This window comes from Amycolatopsis alba DSM 44262, from assembly GCF_000384215.1.
Taxonomy (GTDB): domain Bacteria; phylum Actinomycetota; class Actinomycetes; order Mycobacteriales; family Pseudonocardiaceae; genus Amycolatopsis; species Amycolatopsis alba.
This window is the reverse complement of record NZ_KB913032.1, coordinates 2,688,353-2,702,964: the sequence shown is the minus strand read 5'-3', so window position 1 is coordinate 2,702,964 and position 14,612 is coordinate 2,688,353. Positions and strand designations below refer to the sequence as shown.

The 14,612-nt window shown below is 70.1% G+C and carries 18 protein-coding genes; 7 read left to right on the top strand and 11 right to left on the bottom strand.

What is annotated here, in order from left to right; genetic code table 11:
- Positions 1 to 62: 62 nt before the first annotated feature.
- A complete protein-coding gene (locus tag AMYAL_RS0112615) occupies positions 63 to 1,496 on the top strand; it encodes a S1C family serine protease (protein ID WP_020631668.1) in 1,434 nt (477 codons plus the stop codon).
- Positions 1,497 to 1,922: 426 nt separating this feature from the next.
- Here the strand turns inward: AMYAL_RS0112615 and AMYAL_RS0112610 are convergent, their stop codons facing one another.
- From AMYAL_RS0112610 to AMYAL_RS0112590, 5 genes are read right to left on the bottom strand one after another with little or no spacing between them, the layout of a single operon-like run.
- On the bottom strand, positions 1,923 to 2,333 hold the full coding sequence (locus tag AMYAL_RS0112610; RefSeq protein WP_020631667.1) for a hypothetical protein: 411 nt from the start codon (positions 2,331 to 2,333) through the stop codon (positions 1,923 to 1,925).
- Positions 2,330 to 3,397 carry a molybdopterin-dependent oxidoreductase gene (locus tag AMYAL_RS0112605; RefSeq protein WP_020631666.1) on the bottom strand — a complete coding sequence of 356 codons (1,068 nt, stop codon included), beginning with the start codon at positions 3,395 to 3,397 and terminating at the stop codon, positions 2,330 to 2,332. Before AMYAL_RS0112605 ends, AMYAL_RS0112610 begins: the two co-directional genes overlap by 4 nt.
- Positions 3,394 to 4,002 carry a methyltransferase domain-containing protein gene (locus AMYAL_RS0112600; protein ID WP_020631665.1) on the bottom strand — a complete coding sequence of 203 codons (609 nt, stop codon included), beginning with the start codon at positions 4,000 to 4,002 and terminating at the stop codon, positions 3,394 to 3,396. The genes AMYAL_RS0112605 and AMYAL_RS0112600 overlap by 4 nt, the downstream gene beginning before the upstream one ends.
- Positions 3,999 to 4,643, bottom strand: coding sequence for a TIGR04282 family arsenosugar biosynthesis glycosyltransferase (locus AMYAL_RS0112595; protein ID WP_020631664.1), 645 nt, complete (start codon positions 4,641 to 4,643; stop codon positions 3,999 to 4,001). Before AMYAL_RS0112595 ends, AMYAL_RS0112600 begins: the two co-directional genes overlap by 4 nt.
- On the bottom strand, positions 4,640 to 5,296 hold the full coding sequence (locus AMYAL_RS0112590) for a glycosyltransferase family 2 protein (protein ID WP_026467007.1): 657 nt from the start codon (positions 5,294 to 5,296) through the stop codon (positions 4,640 to 4,642). The genes AMYAL_RS0112595 and AMYAL_RS0112590 overlap by 4 nt, the downstream gene beginning before the upstream one ends.
- A gap of 131 nt (positions 5,297 to 5,427) precedes the next feature.
- On the opposite strand from AMYAL_RS0112590, the gene AMYAL_RS0112585 reads away from it, so the two are divergent.
- From AMYAL_RS0112585 to AMYAL_RS0112570, 4 genes are read left to right on the top strand one after another with little or no spacing between them, the layout of a single operon-like run.
- Complete coding sequence (locus AMYAL_RS0112585; protein ID WP_020631662.1) at positions 5,428 to 6,774, top strand: hypothetical protein; 1,347 nt, start codon at positions 5,428 to 5,430, stop codon at positions 6,772 to 6,774.
- 10 nt (positions 6,775 to 6,784) lie between these two features.
- Positions 6,785 to 7,483: a response regulator transcription factor gene (locus tag AMYAL_RS0112580; RefSeq protein WP_020631661.1), complete on the top strand. Its 699-nt coding sequence runs from the start codon at positions 6,785 to 6,787 to the stop codon at positions 7,481 to 7,483.
- Positions 7,480 to 8,529, top strand: a complete 1,050-nt coding sequence (locus AMYAL_RS0112575) for a sensor histidine kinase (protein WP_020631660.1) — start codon at positions 7,480 to 7,482, stop codon at positions 8,527 to 8,529. Before AMYAL_RS0112580 ends, AMYAL_RS0112575 begins: the two co-directional genes overlap by 4 nt.
- Positions 8,530 to 8,583: 54 nt before the next feature.
- A complete protein-coding gene (locus tag AMYAL_RS0112570; RefSeq protein ID WP_026467006.1) occupies positions 8,584 to 9,726 on the top strand; it encodes a serine hydrolase domain-containing protein in 1,143 nt (380 codons plus the stop codon).
- Here the strand turns inward: AMYAL_RS0112570 and AMYAL_RS0112565 are convergent, their stop codons facing one another.
- Positions 9,727 to 10,530 (bottom strand): MBL fold metallo-hydrolase, encoded by an 804-nt coding sequence (locus tag AMYAL_RS0112565; protein ID WP_020631658.1) that lies wholly within the window; start codon positions 10,528 to 10,530, stop codon positions 9,727 to 9,729.
- Positions 10,531 to 10,601: 71 nt separating this feature from the next.
- Complete coding sequence (locus tag AMYAL_RS0112560) at positions 10,602 to 11,663, bottom strand: NAD-dependent epimerase/dehydratase family protein (RefSeq protein ID WP_020631657.1); 1,062 nt, start codon at positions 11,661 to 11,663, stop codon at positions 10,602 to 10,604.
- Between the two features lie 139 nt (positions 11,664 to 11,802).
- Here AMYAL_RS0112560 and AMYAL_RS0112555 point away from each other — a divergent pair, with 139 nt between their 5' ends.
- Complete coding sequence (locus tag AMYAL_RS0112555; protein ID WP_005155592.1) at positions 11,803 to 12,303, top strand: MogA/MoaB family molybdenum cofactor biosynthesis protein; 501 nt, start codon at positions 11,803 to 11,805, stop codon at positions 12,301 to 12,303.
- Here the strand turns inward: AMYAL_RS0112555 and AMYAL_RS0112550 are convergent.
- Positions 12,300 to 12,578 carry an Rv0909 family putative TA system antitoxin gene (locus AMYAL_RS0112550; RefSeq protein WP_039795439.1) on the bottom strand — a complete coding sequence of 93 codons (279 nt, stop codon included), beginning with the start codon at positions 12,576 to 12,578 and terminating at the stop codon, positions 12,300 to 12,302. The two genes, AMYAL_RS0112555 and AMYAL_RS0112550, sit on opposite strands and share 4 nt — an antisense overlap.
- Positions 12,579 to 12,633: 55 nt before the next feature.
- Here AMYAL_RS0112550 and AMYAL_RS0112545 point away from each other — a divergent pair, with 55 nt between their 5' ends.
- Entirely contained in the window at positions 12,634 to 12,816 is a 183-nt protein-coding gene (locus tag AMYAL_RS0112545) for a hypothetical protein (RefSeq protein WP_020631655.1), read from the top strand.
- Between the two features lie 6 nt (positions 12,817 to 12,822).
- On the opposite strand, the gene mscL is transcribed toward AMYAL_RS0112545, so the two are convergent.
- The 3 genes from mscL to AMYAL_RS0112530 all read right to left on the bottom strand — a co-directional run bounded on the left by mscL (position 12,823) and on the right by AMYAL_RS0112530 (position 14,420).
- Positions 12,823 to 13,227, bottom strand: coding sequence for a large-conductance mechanosensitive channel protein MscL (mscL, locus tag AMYAL_RS0112540; RefSeq protein ID WP_005155596.1), 405 nt, complete (start codon positions 13,225 to 13,227; stop codon positions 12,823 to 12,825).
- A 93-nt stretch (positions 13,228 to 13,320) separates the two neighbouring features.
- A complete protein-coding gene (locus AMYAL_RS0112535; RefSeq protein WP_020631654.1) occupies positions 13,321 to 13,962 on the bottom strand; it encodes an SAF domain-containing protein in 642 nt (213 codons plus the stop codon).
- Positions 13,963 to 14,078: 116 nt separating this feature from the next.
- Positions 14,079 to 14,420, bottom strand: coding sequence for an FmdB family zinc ribbon protein (locus AMYAL_RS0112530; protein WP_020631653.1), 342 nt, complete (start codon positions 14,418 to 14,420; stop codon positions 14,079 to 14,081).
- Positions 14,421 to 14,612: the final 192 nt, after the last annotated feature.

The window sequence follows — 14,612 nt, the reverse complement described above, 5'->3', positions numbered from 1 at the left end:
CTCATGTGCGATGCACAGCTTTGGCTCAGGAACTTCTCAGGACCATCTTGCAAGGTGAAGACATGACCGAGAACGACCCCAGCGGCCAGGACGCCGAGAAGGCGCGGCCCGCCGGCACGCAGCCGGACGCGGAGCAGAGCGCGAGCTGGGCCGCACAGCCTGCGCCGCAGCAGCCTGACGCGACCGGCCTCGGCGGCCATGCCACTCCGCACACCGGAGCGCAGCAGGCCTACACCCCGGAACAGCAGTACAACCCGTGGTCACCCCAGACCCAGCAGCCGCAGGCCCAGGAGCACCAGCACCAGGCCCAGCAGGCGCAGAGCCCGTACACCCAGGGACACCAGATCCCCGGTCAGCCGTTCACCCAGCCGGGTCCTTCGGTGTACGCGGTCCCGCAGCAGCGGCAGGCGCAGAAGTCCACCTCGGGCAAGCTGCTCGCCGGTGTCGCGGCGATCGCGCTGGTGGTCGGCGGCGTCGCGGGCGGCACGGTCGGTTTCCTGACCGGTGACGCGTCCGGCGGCTCTTCGGTGAACGCGCTCGACGCGCCGAAACCGGCCCAGCAGACGGGCAACCTGCCTGCCGGTTCGGTCGAGTCGGTGGCGCAGAAGCTGTCGCCGAGCGTGGTCGAGCTGCAGGTTTCCGGCCGGTCGGGTGCGGGCGAGGGCTCCGGTTTCGTGCTCAGCACCGACGGCTACGTGCTGACCAACAACCACGTCGTCGAGGTCGCCGCCGCCGGCGGGCAGATCCAGGCGGTGTTCCAGGACGGCAAGAAGGGCACGGCGACCGTCGTCGGCCGCGACCCCACGACGGACATCGCCGTGGTGAAGGTCAGCGGCGTCAGCGGCCTGACCCCGGTCGAGCTCGGCCGGTCCGACGACCTGCGGGTCGGGCAGCCGGTGGTCGCCATCGGCTCGCCGTTCGAGCTGGCGGGCACGGTCACCTCGGGGATCGTCAGCGCGCTGAACCGGCCGGTGAGCGCCGGTGGCGGCGGAGACCAGACCACGGTGATGTCGGCGGTGCAGACCGACGCGGCGATCAACCCCGGTAACTCCGGCGGCCCGCTCGCGAACATGGCGGGCCAGGTCATCGGCATCAACTCGGCGATCTACAGCCCGAAGTCCGCGCAGGGCCAGGGCGGCGAGAGCGGCGGCAACGTCGGCATCGGCTTCGCGATCCCGATCGACCAGGCACGCCGCACGGCCGATGACATCATCAACACCGGCCAGGCGACGCAGACCTTCATCGGCGCGCGAGTGCAGACGGCGCCGACGGGTGGCGCGCAGCTCGGTGAGATCTCGCCGGGCAGCCCCGCGGAGAAGGCGGGCCTCAAATCCGGTGACGTCGTGACGAAGCTGGACGACCGGGCGATCCCCAACGCGGACGCGCTCGTCGCCGAGATCCGCACCAGGGCGCCGAACGACAAGGTCAAGTTCACCCTCAGCGGTGACAAGGTGGTCGAGGTGACCCTCGGCGGCCAGCCCGTCACCCCCAACTAGTTCCGTACAGACGCTCGGCCGCAGTGCGCGGCCGAGACCAAACCCCGGCTCGAACCCCCAGCGGGCCGGAACCAGAGGCCACGCGCGACCGGCTGCCAATCCCGGTCGCGCGTGGCCCTTTTATCAAGGGGTAAGGCGAACGTGTCGGGCTGATGGGGACTTTCGCCGTATCGCATGCGGGGAAGGTTCCCTTCATGACAGGACACGACACCGAGCCCACCGAACCCCGCCAATAACGCCGTGATCGGCCCGGTCGTTGGCGCAAAGCTCTCGCAGCCCCGCGCGCGGGCAGGGTGCTAGCGGATGCGCAAGCACGTCGCGAAAGCCACTTTCAGGGCATCAGATGTCGCGAAAGTGGCTTTCGCGACACCCGAAGTCGGCACGCGGGCGCGCGGGGTGAGCCGAATCGCCACTCACGGCCCCTTTTTACCGCGCTTTTCGGGGGAGGAGCGCGAACACGAGAACGCCGAGCCAGACGACCGCGAGGGTGACGAGCAGGCCGGTGACGGTGTCAGCGTCATGCAGACCGGGGTTCTCCGCGCCGCCGAACGGCCGCCACAGCAACGGGAACGCGAGCAGCGTCAGCACACCGGTGAGGACAGCGCCCGTTTTGACCGGTGTCTGCCAGCGTTCCGGGAGGAACCTGCTCAGGGCGAACCCTGCGGCGCCGACCAGCGGCGCGAGCAGCAGGTCGTGTGCCAGCGGGCCGCCGGCGAGCCAGCCGAGGGTCCCGAAGACGTCCGGGCGCAGCGGAAAGGCGTATTCGGCGAAGAGCACCGCGCCCCAGGCGAGCGCGCCGAGACCGGGCAGGAACAGCAGCAGCCGTAGCGTTTTCACCGCGTCTCCAATCGGGTGACCCATTTCGTCTGCAGTACGCCGGGCCGGTTCGGGGCGATGATCCGGCAGGGGAAGCCGTGGTCGGCGTCGAGCACTTCCCCGTTGAGTTCCAGCGCCAGCAGGGTGAGGTCGTCCGCGGTGTGCTCGGCGGGCAGGTCGCTGATCCCGTAGGGCCCGGCCTTCTCCAGCGAGAACACGCGGACCGGGGTCCCCGGCGCGCTTCCGGCGTGCCGCAACAGCTCCGGCAGTGAGACGCCGCTCCACCGCGCGGATTGACTCCAGCCCTCCACACAGGCGATCGGCAGTTCGGCCGAAGTCCTGGGGAGCGCGCGGAGTTCGTCCAGCGAGTAGGTCTTCGTGCCCTTCGGGGTCACCACGGACAGCCGCCAGTCGGGGTCTTTCGCCATGTCCAGGACACCGGCCGCCGCGGCGGTCCGGTTCACCGGCAGGCCCTGCGGACCTTTGCCGCTCCGCCAGGACAGCCCGGAAACGGGGCGCAGCACCGGAACGGTCGCCCCTGCCGTCGCCACGACGGCGACTCCCGCGGCCAGCCACGTCGTGCGGAGGAAGGCACGCCGCGAGGGCTCGGGCGCCAGGGTGACCGAGCGGCGGACGATCGGGAGTTTCACCGCGATGTGCACCAGGATCGAGCCGATCGCCACCCATGCGAGGGCGTAGTGCAGTTGCGGGAAGTAGAACGTCCACGGATAGTTCTGCGCGACGTTGAACAGGCCGGTGGTGAGTTCGAAGAACACGGCCGCGGACAGCACCAGGATCGACAGGCGCTCCAGTGCGTGCGGCAGGGAACGGATCACCGGGCGCTCGAACAGTTTCGGATAGACGCTCCAGAGTTTGGCCAGCAGCAAGGGAATCGACGCGATCCCGGAGATCACGTGCGTGCCCTGGGTGACCCGGTACAGCCAGACCGGGCGGCTCGGCCAGCCGAACCACGACGGCGGATGCTGGATGAAATGGCTGATCAGGCCGGTGACGAAGCACAGGGTGAAGGTGACGGCGAGGGCGAGCCCGATCTGGGACGTCACCCGCTCCGAGGTCGCGTTCATGCTCTCTCCAGGCAGGCGAACCAGCGGTGGCCGCGGCGGGTTTCCCAGGCGACCCGGAACGCGGTGCGGGCGGCGAGCCCGGCGATCGCTTCGACGCCGACCCAGGCCCAGGTGAACCAGCTGTCGCCGCCAGGCCCCAGCCGGACTTGGTCCTGGCGGACACCGCAACCGGGCGGGTCGAGTTCGACGAGCACCGTGCCGCCGTCGCCGATCAGTTCCGCCATCCGCGTCAGTAGCCGGAGCGGGTCACCGCCGATGCCGATGTTCCCGTCGGCGAGCAAGACATGCCGCCACCGTCCTTCGCCGGGAAGCCGGTCGAAGACGTCGCGGCGGAGCGCGGCGGCGCCCCGCGCGTGCGTGAGCCGCACGGCGGTGGCCGAGATGTCGACGCCGAGCGAGGCGACACCGCGTTCGGACAGCGCGGCGGTGAGCCTGCCGGGACCGCAGCCGACGTCGAGGGTCGGGCCGTCACAGGCGTCGAGGAGGACGTCGTCGCCCTCGCAAGGGATGGCCGTCCAGCGGTCCACCGGCAGGTCGACGCGCTCGCCGGTCGCCAGTTCCAGCCAGCAGCGGTGGCCGAGCAGGCCGCGGTCGAAGGCGGTCACCGGACTTCGGCCACCGCTCGGGCGAACCGGCTCACCGGCTGAAGCGCCGCGACCCGGCGCGCGTCCGCCATCGTGTCCACATCGGACAGTGTGGGCAGGATGCCGGGGCGCAAGCCGACGTCGGCCAGTGCGCGCAAAGTCTGGTGACCGGTGTCTTCGCGGGACATCGGGACCCCGGCGAGGGCCTTGGCGTGCAGCGGATCCCTGAGCCCGAGCGCCCACCAGCCGCCGTCTTCCGCGAGGCCGAGGGCACACTCTCCGGTCCGGTTCGCGGATTCGGCCAGGAGTGCCGGGGTGACCTGCGGGGTGTCCATGCCGATCTGCAGCACCGGCTCCCCAGGACGGCACGCGTCGGCGTGGGCGTTGGCGAGACGGACGTCGAAACCTTCGCCGCGCTGGGGGATCACCTCCGTTTTCCGGAGTGCGGCGGCGATCTCCTCACGGTGTTTCGCTTTGCCGAGGTCGCCAGTCAGTGCGACGACCACGCGTGCTCCCGGAGTTCGCACGGCGGCGTCGAGGGTGTCGAGCAGTGAAGCGGCCGCGATCCCGGCGGCCTGGTCCGGGGTCGCGGGCGGGCAGAGCCGCGTCTTCGCGAAACCAGGCACGGGCGCCTTGGCGACGATCAGCAGGCAGAAGGTCATCGGCTCAGCACCCGCCCGAAATCCCTTGCCGCGCGCAGGGTTCCGCGCAGCGAGCCGGAGACCTTCGACTTCGTGCCCTTGGCTCGCTCGCCGTAGGAGACGTCGAACTCGGCGATCTGCCAGTCCGCGCGCCGCGCCTTGATCAGCAGTTCGAGCGGGTAACCGAAGGCGCGGTCGGTGACGTCGAGATCGAGCAGCGCCTGACGCCGGACGGCCCGCAGCGGTGCGATGTCGTGGACCGGAAATCCCTTGTACCGCAACAGGGACGAGATCAGCGCGTTGCCCGCTCTCGCGTGCCACGGCCAGACGTTCCGGCCGTTCGGCACCCGGCGCCCGACAGCCATGTCGGCGCCGGCGAGCCCGCGCACCAGCATCGGCAGCTCGGCGAGGTCCAGCGAACCGTCGGCGTCGGCGAAACAGACGACGTCCGCCGTGGCCGCCTCCAGCCCGGTGTGCACCGCGGCGCCGTAACCGCGCTTGGGTTCGTGGACGACCTTCGCCCCGAGCCCGGCCGCGATCCCGGCGGAACCGTCGCTCGAACCGTTGTCGACCACGATCGCCCGGTAGTGTGCGGGCAGGGCCGCCAGTACCCCTGGCAGGGCACCGGCCTCGTCGAGACAGGGAAGCACGACGTCAACCTGGTCATCGTTCACCCATCGCACGCTAGGTCCGTAATGGACGGACGAAAACCCTTGCCGTGCTTACCGAATCCTGACGTCGTCGAAGTTCTTACCGAGTTCTGACGGACCGCTCCTCGAAGCCGCCTGGCGGCGGGAGCGGGGTTATGGTGCCGGTGATGTCCACTGTCACCACACGTACCGGCCGCCGGGCCGACCTGATCGCCGTCGCGCTGGCGATGCTCGTGGTCGCCGCCGCGATCGCCGTCGGCCTCTACTACAACCGCCCCGGTTCCGGCGTGGTGATCTACGCGTTCGCGCCGCCGCTGTTCGGGCTGTGGCTGCCGCATGTCGGGCCGGGTTCGGTCGCCGCCGTCGTCCTCGCGCTCCTGGTCGTCACCAAAGGTCCCTTGCTCGCCGCCCGGCTGCGGTGGCGGCCGCTGCTCGCGCTCGGTTACGTGACCGCGCTGGCGTGGACGTTCTCGCTGGCGATGATCGACGGCTGGACGCGCGGCTTCACCGGCAGGCTCACCACGGAACACGAGTACCTGCACGAGGTACCGGGGATCACCGACATCCCGAAGATGCTGAGCGAGTTCTCCTCGCGCATCCTGGATTACCAGCCGGACTCGTGGACGACGCACGTCTCCGGGCATCCGCCGGGCGCGACGCTGGTCTTCGTCTGGCTCGACCGGCTCGGCCTGCACGGCGGGGCCTGGGCGTCGACGCTCGTCGTGCTCGTCGGCTGCCTGGCCGTCGTCGCGGTACCGGTGACGCTTTCCGCGCTGGGCAGACAGGACGCGGCGAGGACGGTCCTGCCGTTCGCCGTCCTGACCCCTGGCGCGATCTGGATCGGTGTCTCGGCGGACGGGTTGTTCGCGGGGGTGACGGCGACCGGGATCGCGCTGCTGGCGCTCGCGACGCGACGGCGGATCCTCGCGTTCCCCGGCGGTCTGCTGCTCGGGTTCGGGCTCTTTCTCTCATACGGCCTCGTCCTGCTGGGCGTGCTCGTGCTCGCCGTCGTCCTGCTGACCCGCGAGTGGCGGATCCTGCTCTTCGCGTCGGCGGGAGTCGTGGTGGTCGTCGTGGCGTTCGCGCTGAGCGGGTTCTGGTGGCTCGACGGCTATCACCTGGTGGTCGAGCGCTACTACCAGGGGATCGCGACGCTGCGCCCGTACTCCTACTGGGTGTGGGCGGACATCGCGGCGGTGCTGATCGCGGTCGGCCCGGCCGTGGTCGCCGGGACCAGGCGGACCGGGGCGGCGTTCCTGGCCGAGCCGAAACGGTCGTTCCGCGACCCGGTCACCCTGATCGTGCTGGCCGCGGCGCTGACGATCGCTTTCGCCGACCTGTCCGGCCTGTCGAAGGCGGAGGTCGAACGCATCTGGCTACCGTTCGAGGTGTGGCTGCTGCCCGCGGTGGCGCTGCTGCCGTCGGCGGGACGGCGGTGGTGGCTCGCCGCGTCGGCGGCCACGGCGCTGGTAGTGAACCATCTGGTGCTGACGAGCTGGTGAGGTGGGCGGTATGACAGAGCAGGGCCGGGTGCTCGTGGTCGACGACGACGAGACCGTCCGGGACGTCGTCCGGCGATACCTGGAGGTCGCGGGCTTCGAGGTCGACGTCGCCGGGGACGGCACCGAAGGGCTGCGGCTGTTCTCCGAGACCGGCCCGGACCTGGTGGTCCTCGACGTCATGATGCCGGGGCTCAACGGGCTCGAGGTGTGCCGTCGGCTGCGGCAGGTGAGCCAGGTGCCGGTCGTCATGCTGACCGCGCTCGGCGAGGAGGAGAACCGGATCGCCGGACTCCAGCTCGGTGCCGACGATTACGTCACGAAACCCTTCAGTCCCAAGGAACTCGCGTTGCGCGTCGCTTCGGTGCTACGGCGGGCGCGGATGCCGCGGACGGAACCGGCGGCGCGCCGGATCACCGACGGGAACCTCACCTTGCAGATGACCGCGCGGCAGGCGACCCTCGGCGGCGCCGAACTTCCCTTGACGAGCCGGGAATTCGATCTGCTGGCGTTCTTCCTCACCCATCCCGGTGTGGCGTTCTCCCGCGCGGATCTGCTGGAGAAGGTCTGGGGCTGGGACTTCGGCGACCAGTCCACGGTGACCGTCCACGTGAGACGGTTGCGGGAGAAGATCGAGCGGAACCCGGCCAAACCCGTCCGCGTCGCCACCGTGTGGGGCGTCGGCTACCGGTACGACCCGGTGCGGCCGTGATCGGCTCCGGCGAGTCGCTCGGCGAGATGCTGGCGCACGCCTGGCACATCCTGCCGTTCGCGCTGATGTTCGCGGTGCCGGTGGTGCTGCTCGGCTGGCTGGCGTTGTACCTGCTCAGGCGCGGTTCGCTGGCCGGGACGATGACGATCCTCGTGCTGATCCCGGTGCTCGCGACGCTGATCGCCGTGCTCGGGATCAGCGGGTTCATGTTCACCCCCGCGCTGACCACGATGACGCTGGTCTGCCTGCTGGTCGCGCTGGTGACCGTGCCGGCGGCGCTCGTGCTCGGGCGCATGATCGCGCGGCGCAGCGTGTGGGAGCGCGAGGCGCGGGAACGGGAACGCGCGGCCGAGGCGTCACGGCGCGAACTGGTCGCGTGGATCAGCCATGACCTGCGGAGCCCGCTCGCCGGGATCCAGGCGATGGCCGAGGCCGTCGCGGACGGCGTCGTCGCCGAACCCGTCGAGATCACCGGCTACGCGCGGCGGATCAGCGGCGAGACCACGCGGCTGTCCGGCATGGTCGGCGACCTGTTCGAGCTGTCGCGGATCACCGCGGGCGCGCTGGAACTGACCATGGCCGCCGTGCCGCTGCGCGACGTCGTGAGCGACGCCGTCGCCGCGCAAGCGCCGCTCGCGGAACAGAAACGCGTGCGGATGGTCGAGGACGCAGACGTCTGGCCGGTCGTTTCCGGCAGTGACCCGGAGCTGGCGCGGATCGTGCGCAACCTGGTGTCCAACGCCGTGCGGCACACCCCGCCGGACGGGACGGTCGCGGTGCAGATCGGCATCGAAGGCGGTGAGGCGCTGCTGGCGGTGTCCGACGGCTGCGGCGGGATCCCCGACGACGAGATCGGGCGTGTCTTCGACGTCGCGTTCCGCGGGACACCGGCGCGGACACCCGAACGAGGCGGTTTGGCGAGCGGCGGCGGACTCGGCCTGGCGATCGCGAAAGGCCTTGTCGAGGCCCATCGCGGCCGGATCGGCGTCCGCAACCACGGTCCTGGCTGCCGGTTCGAGGTCCGGCTGCCGTTGGCGATGCCCTGACCGTGTCAGTGCCGTGTCACCGCTGTGTCAGCGGGGATCGCGATCGTTGCTCCCATGACGACTTCAGCGAGCACAGCCAAGAAGATGTTCCGGCGGGCGGGGGTCACCGCCTTGGCGGCCGCGTTGCTGGCCGGGGTGGCCCTGCCCGGAGTGGCCGCCGCCGACGGACAGGACCGCCCGGACCTGCGGGCGATGGTCCAGGAGATCGCCGCTTCCGGATTCGCCGGGGCACAACTGCGCGTGCACGACCGGCGGGGCGAGTGGACCGGCAGCGCCGGGGTGCGTGAACTGGGCTCGGCCGCGAAGCCGCCGACGAACGGGCGGTTCCGGATCGGCAGCAACACCAAGACCTTCGTGTCCACCGTCGTGCTGCAGCTCGTCGGGGAAGGCAGGCTGGGCCTGGACTCCCCCGTGACCGGCTACCTGCCCGAGTTCGGCCTCGACCCGCGGATCACCGTGCGGATGCTGCTGCAGCACACCAGCGGGATCGCCGACTACACCGGCTCGATCCCCTTGGGCGGTCAGGAATTCCTGGACAACCGGTTCCACACCTACCGGCCGGAGGAGCTGGTGCGGTTCGGCCTCGCGCTGCCGCCGCTGTTCGCGCCGGGAACGGACTGGTCCTACACGAACATCAACTACGTCCTGGCCGGGCTGCTGATCAAGAAGGTCACCGGACGTTCCTACGGCGAAGAGATCGACCGGCGGATCTTGAAGCCGCTCAAACTGTGGGAAACCGAGGCGCCGGGCACACGACCGGGCATCTCCGGGCCGCACGCCCACGGCTACTACCGGTATGAGGTGGCCGGACAGTGGAAGACGGTCGACATCACCCGGCAGAACCCGTCCTGGGCGTCCAGCGCCGGTGACCTGATCTCGACCACCGAGGACCTCCACACGTTCTTCTCCGCGCTGCTGGGCGGAAAGCTCCTGCCCGCCCCGCTGCTCGCCGAAATGCGCAAGCCGCACCCGAAGGGCGCCTACGGTCTCGGGCTGTACGTCCAGGAAACGAGCTGCGGCACCGTCTTGAAGGGCATGGGCGGTTTCCACGGCTACGGGACACTGATGGCCAGCACCCCGGACGGCAGCAGGACCTACGAGCTGTCCATGACCTACGGCGACTCCGACGCGGACCTGGGAAAGGCGTACTACGCGGCGGACGGGATGCTCACCGACAAGGTGCTCTGCGGCAAGTAGTCACAGCCGCAGGAAACCCATGTCCGGGAAGTGGGCCGGCGCGATGATCGCGCCGGTCTCTTCGGCTTCGGCGAGAAAACGCAGCCGGGTGCGGAGCGCGAGATCCGGGTCGATGTCGCCGAGGAAACCCACCCGCGTGTCCGTCAGCTGCGCGGGCATGTGCAGCACGTCGCCGAGCAGCAGCAGGCGTTCGTCGTCCGCGGTGATGTCGAGGACGTAGTGGCCCGGCGTGTGGCCGGGGGCGTGCCGCGCCACGATGCCCGGCGCGATCTCGACGTCGTCGCCGCTGATCGCCTCGGTCAGGCCCGCGCCGCGCGCGGTCTCCATGCCGACGCGAGGCCAATCGCCCGTCCCGGCGGGCTCGATCAGGGCTTCCCAGTCGAGCTGCCCGAAGACGACCTGAGCACCAGGGAAGGTCAGGTCGCCTTCGGGCGCGATCCAGCCGATGTGGTCGTTGTGCAGGTGGGTGAGGAAGACGGTGTCGATCTCGTCGATCGGGCAGCCCGCCTTGTCCAGCGCGGCCGCGAGGTCACCGCCCGTGCCCATCGGCGGGGTCGGGTCGCCCTTGGCGGGCGTCATTCCCTTGGGGAAGGCGAACTCGCGCGGGCCGAGACCGGTGTCGACGAGGATCGTGCGGCCGTTGCCGCGGATCAGGTACGCGCCGGTCGGGACGTGCACGGTGCCGTCCTCGTCGAAGACATCCGGGTGGGCTTCGGGGTCGAGACCGGGGAAGAACGCGAGCGGCAGCCGGATCAGGCCGTCCCCGAGCGCTTCGATCTCGATGTCTCCGACGGTGATGCCCACCAAAACCCCCAAAAAAGTCGATTCCTCTGCCGGGAACGACAACCGGGCGGGGGCGCGGTCTGTTCCCGGTTTCAGGAAGCGACCGGTTCCCGCAGCTCAGCGGTGGCGAACCCGGCGATGCCCTCGGCGAAACCGGTTCGCGCGGTGAAGCCGAGCAGCCGTTCGGCGCGGGCGGGGTCGGCGACGACGTGCCGGACGTCGGCGGGACGCGCGCCGCCGGTGATCCTCGGAGCCGGGCCGTCACAGGCCTTCGCGAGTTCCACGGCGAGCTCGCCGACGGAGTGCGGTTGCCCGGAACAGATGTTGAGCGGGGTCAGGTCGCCTTCGGGGCCGTCGGTGGTCAGGGCAAGGACGTTCGCCCTCGCGACGTCGTGGACGTGCACGAAGTCGCGCTGCTGCCTGCCGTCCTCCAGCACTGTCGGCGCCTCGCCGCGCAGCAGCGAGGACCGGAACAGCGACGCGACGCCCGCGTACGGGGTGTTCTGCGGCATCCGGGGCCCGTACACGTTGTGGTATCGCATGGCCCAGACCGTCCCGCCCGTCTGTCGCGCCCACGCCGCCGCCAGATGCTCCTGCGCGAGCTTGGTGGCCGCGTAGGTGCTTCGCGGCTGAAGCGGCGCGCCCTCGGGGACCAGCCTCCAGTCGAGTTCGGCGCCGCAAGCCGGGCACGTGGGCTCGAAGCATCCGGCGTCCACATCGGACTGTTTCCGCGGCGACGGCGGGACGAGCCCGTGGATGGGGCATTCGTAGCGGCCTTCGCCGTAGACGACCATCGACGAGGCGAGCACCAGCTTCCGGACCCTGGCCCGGTGCATCGCGGCGAGCAGCACCGCGGTCCCGTAGTCGTTGTTCAGCGCGTACGACGGCGCGTCGGACGGATCGACGCCGTGGCCGACGACGGCGGCCTGGTGGCAGACCGCGTCGACCCCGTCCAGCAGTTCGGCGACCAGTTCGGCGTCGGTGACGTCGCCACGCAGGAACCGGTGGCGCCCGGTGTATCCGGGCGGGCGCGGCGAACCGTGGGCGGTGCGCAGGAGGTTGTCGAGGACGACGACCTCGTGACCCTGATCGGACAGCAGATCGGCGATGTGGGAGCCGATGAACCCGGCCCCGCCGGTTACCAGTGTTCGCACCTTCCCGACGCTAGGGGCGATCCTCGCCGCCTGCCCCGGATCGGCAGCTCATGTCAGAGAATCGTCACAACTGCGCCGTGCCTGGTGTCCCGCGGCACCACGGGAGCGAAGATCACCCGAAACCGGATACGGTGTGCCTATGGAACGGAGCGCACAACGGCTGGGCCGCGCACTGGTGGTCATCGTGGACGACAGGGTCGCCCACGGCGAACACGAGGACAACACGGGACCGCTGGTCACGGAGCTGCTCGAAGAGGCGGGGTTCATCGTCGACGGTGTCGTCGTGGTCGAGGCCGAGACGGCCGCGATCCGCAACGCGCTCAACACCGCGGTGATCGGCGGCGCCGACCTGGTGATCACCGTCGGCGGCACCGGGGTCTCCCCGCGCGACCGCACGCCCGACGCGACGGCCGGTGTCCTCGACCGCCCGATCCCTGGCATCGGCGAGGCACTGCGCGCGTCCGGCCTGGCCGCGGGCGCGGTGGACGCGGGTATCTCCCGCGGGCTCGTCGGCGTCTCCGGCAGCACGCTGGTGGTCAACCTCGCGGGTTCCCGCGCGGCCGTCCGCGACGGCATGGCGACACTCTCGTCGCTCGTACCGTACGTGATCGACGAGCTTTCCGGGCTCGAAGAGGCCTAACTCTTGGCGGCGGGTCCGGGCTCTGTTCCGGGCTCGCCCTTTTTGTCCTGGTGCAACACTCCTTCCACCTTCTCGGTGACCTGGCCGATCTTGTCCTCGAAGCGGCCGCCGGTGACCTTGTTCGCCCCGGCCGACGCGGCCGTGACGCCCTTGGCCGCGACGTCGCCCGCCTTCTCGGCCAGCGGCCCGGCCTTCTCGCGGACTTCACCCGCGACCTCTTCCGCCTTGTGGATGGCCTGCGCGGCCAGCCCCTTCGCTTTGTCGACAATGCTCATACGCTGATGGTCCCACCGCTCGGCGGACCCCGCGACCGGTGCGAAAATGGACGTCATGCCAGCTGAAGACAAGGACAAGCGCCCCTCTCCATCGACTCCGTCGACGCGGCGCCGGGTCGACGAGATCTTCGGCGACGTCCTGCCGGACACGACCTCCGACGAGCGAGAGCCGGGGCAGCGCACCCCGGACTCCGACTCGTGGTACCTGGAGAACCGGCCGCCTCATCACGACCGGTGATCCGGGTCAGCCCTGGCGGTTCTGCTGCGCGCGAAGCAGGTCGCGGATCTCGGTGAGCAGCTCGACGTCGGTCGGCTCCGCCGGGCCCGCCTCCTCACCGCGCTTGCGCCGCTCCTGGACGTGCTTCACCGGCAGCACGATCACGAAGTAGACGACAGCCGCGACCAGCACGAAGTTGATCGCCGCGTTGATCACGCCGCCGAAGTCGAGGAACGTGGCGTCGTTCTCGGCGAGGATGTTGAATCCCAGCCCCTTGGCCGCGTCCGAACCGCCGATGGTGTTGATCAGCGGTTTGATCAGGCCGTTCGTGAAAGCCGTGACGATCGCCGTGAACGCGGCGCCGATGACCACCGCGACCGCGAGGTCGACGACGTTCCCGCGCATCAGGAAGTCCTTGAAACCCTTGAGCAAAACGCTCTCCTCTTCACCGGGGACGGTTCGCCGACCGCCCCTCATCCGTACCGGGGGGACGCAGGCGCCCGCCGCCACCGTGGCAGGCGCGAGCTAGCGGAGGGTAACCGCTAGAGACCGTTCCAGCGAAGTGGCCGCCACCCGTGTCGCGATCGCGGAGGGCAGGGAAAGCAGCACCAAAGGTCCCTTGCTCCCGGCGCCGGGAGCTTTCGGATCGCGGGTGCCCTGCTCGCCGACGGCCGCCACGACGGCCATGCTGGCCAGCACAGACGCCTCTCGCCCGGCCTCGGCGGCCGCGACGACGTCGACCCGCTGGCCCGGCCTGAGCAGCTCGGCGACACCGGCGTCGCCGAGCCTCACCGGGACGGTCGAGCTCTCGGGATCACCCGATCCGGGGATGGCCGTGTTCACCAGGCGGACGTCGGTCAGCGGCTCGCCCGCCCGCGCGGCTCCGACGAGCATCCGGCCCTCGACCGAGGACTGGCTGCCGGTGGCGCCCTGTGGACGGACCTCGTCCGGGAGGTCGACGAGTTTGAGGTCCCCGGCACGCAGCACGGACCCGGCCGGGAGGTCACGCGCGGAGACCACGGTCGCGGTGCCGGGCGCACCACGCGCGGAGGCGGGCAGGAAGAGCGCGACCAGGCCGCTGAGCAGCAGGGAAAGGGCGAGCCAGCGGCGGAGCAGCCGCGCGGGCCTGCCGTGGAGTCTTCGCAGGACGGGCAGATCGTGGAACACGGGATTCCCCCTCGTCGATCGGTGATGATCTCGACGCTAGGGGCCGGTGCGCTGCCGGGGAAAGTACGAAAACCCCCGGCTGTGGATAACCGGGGGCTTGTGGACAACTCGAGACGTCAGGAAGCGGCGGCGGCCGTTTTCGTCGTACCCGTGGAGGAGGATGCCGAGCTCTTCGACTCGCTCTTGGTCTCCGACTTCGACTCGGTCTTCGACTCCGACTTGCTCTCGGACTTGGTCTCGGTCTTGGACGACGACGAGCCCGAGGTCGTGTTGGCCTTCGAGTCACGCGAATCGTTGCGGTAGAACCCGCTGCCCTTGAAGACCACGCCGACCGAGCTGAAGACCTTGCGAAGCGGGCCCGAGCACTGCGGGCACACGGTCAAGCTCGCGTCGGAGAACGACTGCACGGCCTCGAAAGCGTGGTCGCATTCCTTGCAGGCGTATTGGTAGGTGGGCACTGCTGCTCCTTCGTGCATTGGCACTCAGCCGACAAGAGTGCTAACGCCACACGGTACCGGGGCATTCCGACGCAGGTCAAACAAGGTTTCCCAAGGTCACATGAGGACCTGGTCACGCCCCCTCTCGCGTGCGGGATCGAGACCGGTTTCCGCCCGGATGACCTTCACCTGATCAGGCAAGACGTATCCAGT